This window comes from Brevibacillus porteri (assembly GCF_003013475.1).
GTDB classification, from domain to species: domain Bacteria; phylum Bacillota; class Bacilli; order Brevibacillales; family Brevibacillaceae; genus Brevibacillus; species Brevibacillus porteri.
Map to the genome: position 1 here is coordinate 138,822 of NZ_PXZO01000025.1, position 8,341 is coordinate 147,162.

At 46.1% G+C, this 8,341-nt stretch carries 7 protein-coding genes; 6 read left to right on the forward strand and 1 reads right to left on the reverse strand.

Annotated features, from left to right (window positions below; translation table 11 throughout):
* Positions 1–65 precede the first annotated feature (65 nt).
* The 4 genes from C7R92_RS14605 to C7R92_RS14620 all read left to right on the forward strand — a co-directional run bounded on the left by C7R92_RS14605 (position 66) and on the right by C7R92_RS14620 (position 4,268).
* On the forward strand, positions 66–2,831 hold the full coding sequence (locus tag C7R92_RS14605; protein WP_106834764.1) for a lipase/acyltransferase domain-containing protein: 2,766 nt from the start codon (positions 66–68) through the stop codon (positions 2,829–2,831).
* A 26-nt stretch (positions 2,832–2,857) separates the two neighbouring features.
* A complete protein-coding gene (locus tag C7R92_RS14610) occupies positions 2,858–3,190 on the forward strand; it encodes a hypothetical protein (RefSeq protein ID WP_106834765.1) in 333 nt (110 codons plus the stop codon).
* Between the two features lie 83 nt (positions 3,191–3,273).
* A complete protein-coding gene (locus C7R92_RS14615; protein WP_069851084.1) occupies positions 3,274–3,771 on the forward strand; it encodes a YwhD family protein in 498 nt (165 codons plus the stop codon).
* A gap of 239 nt (positions 3,772–4,010) precedes the next feature.
* Positions 4,011–4,268, forward strand: coding sequence for a hypothetical protein (locus C7R92_RS14620; protein ID WP_017252414.1), 258 nt, complete (start codon positions 4,011–4,013; stop codon positions 4,266–4,268).
* 50 nt (positions 4,269–4,318) lie between these two features.
* Here the strand turns inward: C7R92_RS14620 and C7R92_RS14625 are convergent, their stop codons facing one another.
* Positions 4,319–6,370 (reverse strand): transglycosylase domain-containing protein, encoded by a 2,052-nt coding sequence (locus C7R92_RS14625; protein WP_106834766.1) that lies wholly within the window; start codon positions 6,368–6,370, stop codon positions 4,319–4,321.
* A gap of 195 nt (positions 6,371–6,565) precedes the next feature.
* On the opposite strand from C7R92_RS14625, the gene speE reads away from it, so the two are divergent.
* Entirely contained in the window at positions 6,566–7,399 is an 834-nt protein-coding gene (gene speE / locus C7R92_RS14630) for a polyamine aminopropyltransferase (protein ID WP_026043396.1), read from the forward strand.
* Between the two features lie 19 nt (positions 7,400–7,418).
* Complete coding sequence (speB, locus tag C7R92_RS14635; protein WP_017252411.1) at positions 7,419–8,288, forward strand: agmatinase; 870 nt, start codon at positions 7,419–7,421, stop codon at positions 8,286–8,288.
* The last annotated feature ends 53 nt before the right edge of the window (positions 8,289–8,341 follow it).

Genomic DNA, 8,341 nt, shown 5'->3' on the forward strand with positions numbered 1-8,341 from the left:
AATATTTGCACCCCCTCTCTGTCTTTTTCTACTGTAAAGCTAGAAAAAGGATGAGGGGGATTTTTGTGGGATTAATCACGCGGCGCTTGCTATGTGCACTTCTCCTATTCGCTTTATGCTTGGGAAATACAGTGGAACAGGGCTGGGCAAATGAATGGGAGATATTCGTAGAGGAGGCGTGGGCATGGATCGACGAGGGAGAGGTGCGTTTTCAGGCACAATTATCGGGTACTCCGGATAAAATCGAGCTGTCTGTCAATCAGAACATCGACAGCAAAACCCGTTCTTTTCACGAGGAGTCTCAGATTTCCCTCGCTGTAATGCCTTTGGATGATAGCCCTCTCCAGATAGTGATGTTCATAGATGATTCGGAAGAGCCGTTACGTAGCTGGGAGCTGTCGTTGCCTGAACACATAGAGCCGACCGTAGATAAAATAAAAATCAAAAAGGCACCTTGGAATGAAATGGCTGCCGATCAGGGAGAACCGTTAGAGTTGGTTGAACTAGAGATCGAAGCCCCAAACGAAGCTCCGCCAGAGCAGGATGCCACCGACGAAGAGCTTTCGCGGCTGGCAAAGGAATTTTATGCGCATTTTTCAGGCGAGAAGAAGCCTGGAGAAGTGGAACTGCGCAGTAGAGAAGCTCGCTTTGAGGTAGAACCGAATGACACCTTGGGAAGCAGATCGGATTGGCTCTTTGATGGAAAGGACAGCCATGGAAAGATTAGCAGCAAAGATGATGTGGATTTTTGGAAAATCAGAGGAACAACAAATGGACAGATGAATATATCCCTCACAGATATTCAGACAAACGAAGACTACGATTTGTATGTGTATGATGAGGAGGAGCGGGAGCTTGCCCGTTCAGAGCAACATGGAAATGAGCCTGAGCTTATCGAGGGACTGGCACTGGAAAAAGACAAATGGTACTACATCAAGGTTGTTGGAAAGCAGGGCTCGTTTTCGAAAGATTACTATTACCGCTTGCGAGCTGATTTTTTCGCGGATCAAGGAGGGGGCAAGGCGGATGGGTACGAGCCGAATGACACAATGGAAGAGGCCTACGAGCTAGATGATTATAAACGAAATATCGTAGGTAATCTTCATTCACAGACAGATGTTGATTTTTACAGCTTATCCGTTAAGCTCTCCTCTACTGTGGAGGTCTCCCTCAAGGATATCCCTACAGGAATGGATATGGACGTATTTCTGCTCGACGAGGCTGGAAAAGTTGTTGCTAGATCTGAGAAAGCGAAGAATTCGGATGAACATATGATCTTCAATGCCTATCCTGGAACTTATAAAGTCAAGGTCATGGCCAGCAAACGCTCGGGATTTACCGCTAACTCGTACAGTCTTTATATTGGAGACAGAACGATCCCAGTTATCTTAATCCCGGGAGTAGGTGGATCGCGACTCGAAGTGGAGCAGAATGGAAAGAGATCGGAAATATGGTTGGCACTTGGCGATAGTCTCATTGGTATTAATGATCCCAAACACCGCAGGCTGCTTTCTTTGGAGCCGATCAAGCCAAACAGTGTAGATGTACAACCAGTCGTCCGTGATGCGACGATCCACCCGGAAAAAGATGATTTTTACGCCATCGAATATCTTTCCTATGCGCCGTTTTTAAAAGAACTTACCGAACAGTATTACAGCATGGTAAAGGAACTGGAGAAAGCGGGATACAAAAAGCACCGCACCTTATTTGCACTGCCGTACGATTGGCGATACAGCAGCACCAAAAATGCCAACCTTCTAAAAGAAGAAATCGATGCTGCACTGAAGGCTAGTGGGGCAAATCAGGTGCATTTGGTGGCACATAGCATGGGTGGGCTCTTGGTAAAAGAAACACTTCTATCCAACGTGTCCTACCAGCGCAAAGTGAATCGTGTCGTGTATATGGGCACACCTTTCCTTGGATCTCCACGGGCATATCAGGCTCTTAAGCACGGATACAATTTTTCGATCCCTTGGCTGGATGAGGAGACAGGGAAAGTGATTTCCTCTTATGCGCCTGCCGTTTACGAGCTGTTACCCTCCAAAAAATACTTTGAAACGGTTGGCTTCTTGAAAAAGAGTAACATCCAGTACTACACCTACGACGAGTTTTTAAAAGACAAAAATATTCGCCTCGACTATGCACCGCTCGTCCGACATGGCGGCAAGATGCATGAAAAGTGGGATAACAAAACGATCAATGTTCCACAGTATTCCATTGTGGGTACAGGTCAAGTAACACTGCTCGGTTACTTTTATGATTCTTTTTATAACGAATGGTCCCCGATTCTCGATCCTGGCGTTGGAGACGGTACCGTTCCGTATATGAGTGCCAATTACGCCCAGAAGGATATGAAAAAACGTTACTACGTGAAAGGCGAACACGCCAAGCTTCCGACCATACCAGAAGTCATCGACCAAGTAACGCGATTGCTACAGGGAGATGAGGAATTACAACCAGGATTGCGCAATGCTCCGGATCAAAATGCTGACTATCTGTATTACATCATTGCACAAGATGACAAAAGCTTTCCTGAAGTGACGATACAAAAATCCGGCCAGACCTTTACGCTCGACGCCAATAAAAAAGAAGTACGGGAAGACCTGTCTATTGAATATCACGATCGTATCGTTGTCATCCATGCTCGAGACGGTGAAGACCTGGAATTCCAGCCGCCTGTAGCTGTAGAGGGAGAGGAGCCAGCGCGCTTTCTGATCAAACGTTTCTCGTCAGATGATTCGGAGCGGTACAAAGAAACAGGCAGACATTACGTGCTCGATGAGCGTGGACTGGCAGAGGTAGAAGAATCTACGGATTCCTATGATGAGTAGTCATCAAAAGCAAAGGGTGTAAGACAATGGATGATAATTGGTTTGTCTGGTTCATACTCGGTCCTTTCGTATTCTCATTGATGTTTGCGGGGCCTTTGATCGGTTTGCTCATCGCCGCTTTCATTCGCTTCACGTTAGGCTTTCGAGGCTGGCTGATCTTTCTAAGTGTTCTTTTTATCAGCTTTGTGTACTACCTGTTTATTGTTCCCTCTGACACGATGCTAGGTGAACTGTTAGTCATGAAGGTTGCTATGGCTGTCCATACAGCAGTCGTTACGATCCTGATCATGTCGGGCATCGAAAAAATCATCCAGCTCGTAAACAAAAAACGAAACACCCAAAAGCCCATGGATAAATAACTGGGCACATAGGCAAATTGCGTCATCGCACGTTTTTCGAGTAGAATAAAAGGAAGGAGAATGATTGTCTGGAGGTTGTTCAAATGGATATTTTTGATAATAAAAAAGGTGGTTTTACCATCATGAGTGGAAAAACGGATGTACACGGAGGTTTTGGTCAAGGTGTACTTGACCTGAATGCTGTGTCTTCGGTCATTATCGATGGGGACGAAGCGTACATTGACATGGGTGCCTTGCATGCCAAAAGTTCTGTAGAAAAGGGCATCAAATGGACGATGAATAAAGAAGAAGTACCAAATGGAAAGCCTTATTGGCTCGTTTGGGTAACCGTCGATCGCAATGAAGCTGGTCCTTATTATGCAGGGGCAACCGCATGCTATATGGAAATCGATAGGGAAGCGCGTCGGGGCTACAAAATTTTGGCAGATCACGTGAATCGCATGGATTACTCTATGAAGAGACGTATTATGCTGTCCGACCTATCCGAGAAGGAAAAAGCCGCTCTGAAAAAGCTTTTGATTGATAATAACGCGGACATGTTTGAGAACTCCACGGAGGAATTAAAGCAAAATTTGTCCTAAAGTTGGAAATCGTGAACGGTCTGTGAACAAATCGTGAAATCAATTGTTCACACAATTGAAGTCAGGTAAACTTATTTCCATATCTGTGTAACATGTACACTAGGTCAACAAACAGGGAGAGAGCCGTCACTCTTTCCCTGTTTGTGTATATAATTTCTTTTATTGATCATAGTTTTTGGGATATCGCGGAACACTAATGGGGATTGAACCAAACTGTTTGACGGAAGGGGCGGTACCCATTGGGAGAAGATCTCCGTGGTAATGAACAATCGCATGATCATTTTGTGAAGCACGGTGGCGTCCATTTCCACACACACGTGACTCCGACCGAGATAAACAACTTTGTGAGTAAGCTCCCTGCTGGAAAAAGGGAAAGCTTGTTTGAAGTATTGGAACAGCTTGATAATGCCGGTCTGATTACAATCGTCAACGACCATGTTTTTGCAGATGGAGATGGAGTCGTGGGCGGCGGGGACAATCAGAGCACGCAAGGTTAATAGGTATATTAAAAAGGACGTACTCGATGAAGAGAAACGTCCTTTTTTCTTTAGTTATTCGGTTTCCACCAACTGCCCATGCGCTGCCAGAAGGTCGCAGAATCTGGCGGCTTTAAAGGTGTCGGTGTCTCATTTGTCGGGATGTGATCCGTGCAGTAATCTTGAGGCTCTGTTCCGCTGGCAAAATAAAAGAGCTGTGGATTCGGACAATGCTCGGTCGCCAGTTTTCCAGAAGCGGGATCGATATAGACAGAAACCACACCAGCTGGCATGTCAAAGAGTGCAGGGGGTTGACCTTTAAGTGCACTTTCCATGAACTGGGCCCAAATTTTTTTGGACAGATAGCCTTCCTTTACATCATCGACCTTTTGATTTTTGTCGTAACCTACCCATACGGTAGAGACTAGCTGCGGAGTGAACCCACTCAGCCATGCGTCATAATCCGTAGATCCTGTTTTCCCTGCTACCGGTCGGTTCATTTCGCCAGCTACGCGATATCCCGTACCGCCTTGTTCAAATACACTTTGCATCATATTCACTAAGAGAGCAGACGCGACAGGATCGGCTACCTGTGTTTTCTCCGGTTTTTCTTCGACCAAAATGTTGCCCTCGCTGTCCTCGATGGAGGTGATAGCAATGGGCTTCACTGCTTGTCCCTTGTTGACAATTGCTGCATAAGCTGCGTTTAACTCCAAGGGGGAGATGGGTGAAGTTCCCAGTGCCAGAGAGGGAACTGCTTGCATCGAGCTGGTGATACCTAATTGCATTGCCTGATCCACCACTTTTTGTGGCCCGAGAAAATCAATGGTCTTGACGGCATAAATGTTGTCGGAAGTTTTGATTGCTTCACGCATGTTGATCAGTGCGTTTGCATATTTTCCACCAAAATTGCCGGGGATGTACTGCTTATTGTTATCGTAGGTAAAAACGGTCGGTTCGCTTTTCATCAAAGTGAGCGGTGTATAGCCGTTTTGCAAGGCCGACAAATACATGATCGGCTTGAAAGAGGAACCGGGCTGCCGCTTGCCAAGCACGCGATTGAACTGACTCACCTTGTAGTCACGTCCACCTACCATCGCTTTAATATAGCCGGTAGTTGGGTCCATGGCGACGAGGGCTACTTGCAAATTCGGATTGTTCTTCGGTAAGACGGAGGCGACAATATCCTCGGCCTTTTTTTGTACGATTGGATCAAGGGTCGTATGGATTTTCAGGCCTCCATGAATAAATTTTTCTTCGTCGATGCCATATTTGTTTTTTACCAAATTGGCGATGTAATCGCGGAAATAAGGAGCTGGCTCGGTTACATTCTCGTTTGTTCGCTGTTTCAGCTTGATTGGTTCCGCGTAGGCTTGCTCTACTTCCTTCGATGTCAGTAGATTGTCACGCTCCATGGCATTCAAAATGAGCTTTTGTCTGGCTTTGGCGCGTTCTAAATCGACAAATGGTGAATAATAAGTAGGACCTTTTGGGATGCCTGCCAGCATGGCGCTCTCTGCAACCGTCAAATCTTTGGCGTTCTTGCCGAAATAGGTTTGGGCAGCAGCTTGTACCCCATAAGCTGAGTGACCATAATAAATCTGATTCACGTACATTTCTAATATTTCATCCTTGCTGTAATTCAGCTCAAGTTGAATCGAAAGCAAAGCTTCTTTGATTTTTCGCTCCCATGTCTTGTCCAAGCTGAGGTACAGATTTCTTGCCAATTGTTGAGTGATGGTGCTGGCACCCTGGCGCTTGTCCATGTTAATGACATCGACATAAGCGGCCATGGCTAATCGTTTCCAATCAAAACCGAAATGTTCGCGGAACGAACGGTCCTCGATCGCAATAGTCGCATCAAGCAATGCGGGTGAAATCTCTGCAAGTGGCACAGAAATCCGGTTCTCGCCACGATGCATCGTATCCAAAACCTCTCCATTGGAAGCGTAAATCGTCGTGGTTTGCTTCACAAACGTTTCCGGGAGTGGTTGAGAGCGTAAGTACAAAATGAGTAGCAAGATGGCAAAAGAGAAACATAATAGGCTGAGAATGGTAAATTTTACGAATTTCTTAGCCCAACGCAAATAGCGCAGCAATGGGGCTTCGCGAATGACTTCCATGTGTGCCTCTCCTCCTTTCTGCGGTTGAATCAATAAAATAGGACATACTACGTTACTAGTAGTATGTGTCGCTTGCAAGCTGGTTAAACTTTCCTTGCTAGAAAAATATCTTGCAATTTGGAAGACAGCTACTATAATTTTCTTGTTATATGTATTTTCATGCGGTTAATTGAAGGAGGTTACATAGCCATGAACATGGAATTGTGGTACACCGAAAAACAGACGGAAAATCACGGGATAACAACGAAAATTACAGAAACCCTATACAGTGAGAAATCCGAGTTTCAACAAATCGACGTAATTAATACGAAGCAGTTTGGTCGCATGTTAGTGCTCGACGGCATGGTTATGACTACCGATGTCGATGAGTTTGTCTACCATGAAATGATTTCTCATATCGCGTTGAATACGCATCCAAACCCGAAAAAGGTTCTGGTTGTAGGCGGCGGCGATGGCGGTGCTATTCGTGAAATCGTAAAGCACGCGTCTGTAGAAAAAGCAGTTCTGGCTGAAATCGACGGTGGCGTCATTGAGTCTTGCAAAAAATATTTCCCTGAGATTGCGAGTGCATTGACAGGCAATCCGCGTGTAGATGTACAAGTCATCGATGGTATTAAACATATTCATGACCACAAAGGTGAGTACGATGTGATCATGGTTGACTCTACAGAGCCAGTTGGCCCAGCTGTAGGTCTGTTCGAAAAAGGTTTCTACCAAGGCATTCACGATGCTTTGAAACCAGACGGCATCATGGTTGCTCAAACGGAATCTCCTTGGTTCAACCGTGAACTGATCAAGCGCGTGTTCAAAGACCTGAAATCGATATTCCCGGTTACTCGTCTCTACACTTGCAGCATCCCTACTTATCCATCCGGACTGTGGAGCTTCACCATCGCATCCAAGCAACACGATCCGTTGGAAGTAGATCCAGCGAAAATCAAAGATTTGGGCACCAAATACTACAATGCGGAAGTTCACCACGCTGCTTTCAAACTGCCTAACTTTGTGGCTGAGCTGACCCGCGACTAATCGGGGGAGAACAACACCTATGCGTTTTGACGAAGCATACTCTGGAAATGTTTTTATCCGTAGTCACGGGAATTACGAGGAAAGCCAAGCCGTTATTTACGGTATGCCGATGGACTGGACAGTGAGCTTCCGTCCGGGCTCTCGTTTTGGCCCTGCCCGTATTCGTGAGGTTTCTATCGGTCTGGAAGAGTACAGCCCGTACTTGGACAGGCTGTTGGAAGACATCAAATACTTTGATGCTGGCGATATTCCACTTCCTTTCGGAAACGTGGAAGGTAGCCTGGATGCGATCCGTACATTCGTGGCAAAAGTATTGGCAGATGGCAAGTTCCCATTGGGTCTGGGCGGAGAGCACTTGGTTTCCTGGCCAGTATTCCAAGCGGTTTATGAAAAGTACAAGGATATGGTCGTATTCCACTTTGACGCGCATACAGACCTGCGCGACAACTACGAGGGATACGAATACTCCCACTCCACCCCGATCAAAAAGGTATGCAACCTGATCGGCGGCAAAAATGTTTACTCTTTCGGTATCCGCAGCGGTATGAAAGATGAGTTCGAGTGGGCAAAAGAAAACATGCATCTGTACAAATACGATGTACTGGAGCCAGTGAAGCAAGTGCTGCCTACTATCGGCAACCGTCCAATCTACCTGTCGATTGACATTGATGTATTGGACCCTGCGCACGCTCCGGGAACAGGCACAACAGAAGCAGGCGGCATCACTTCTCGTGAGTTGCTCGATACCATTCACTTCATGGCAAACAACGGTGCGAATGTCATCGGTTGTGACCTGGTGGAGGTTGCTCCTGTGTATGACCATAGTGAAATGACGCAAATTGCGGCATCCAAAATCGTTCGCGAGCTGCTCTTGAGCTTTGTGAAATAAGATATCCGCGTAAATAAGCCCCCGGTTTTTGTAATGGTCAAGACCCCATTTAG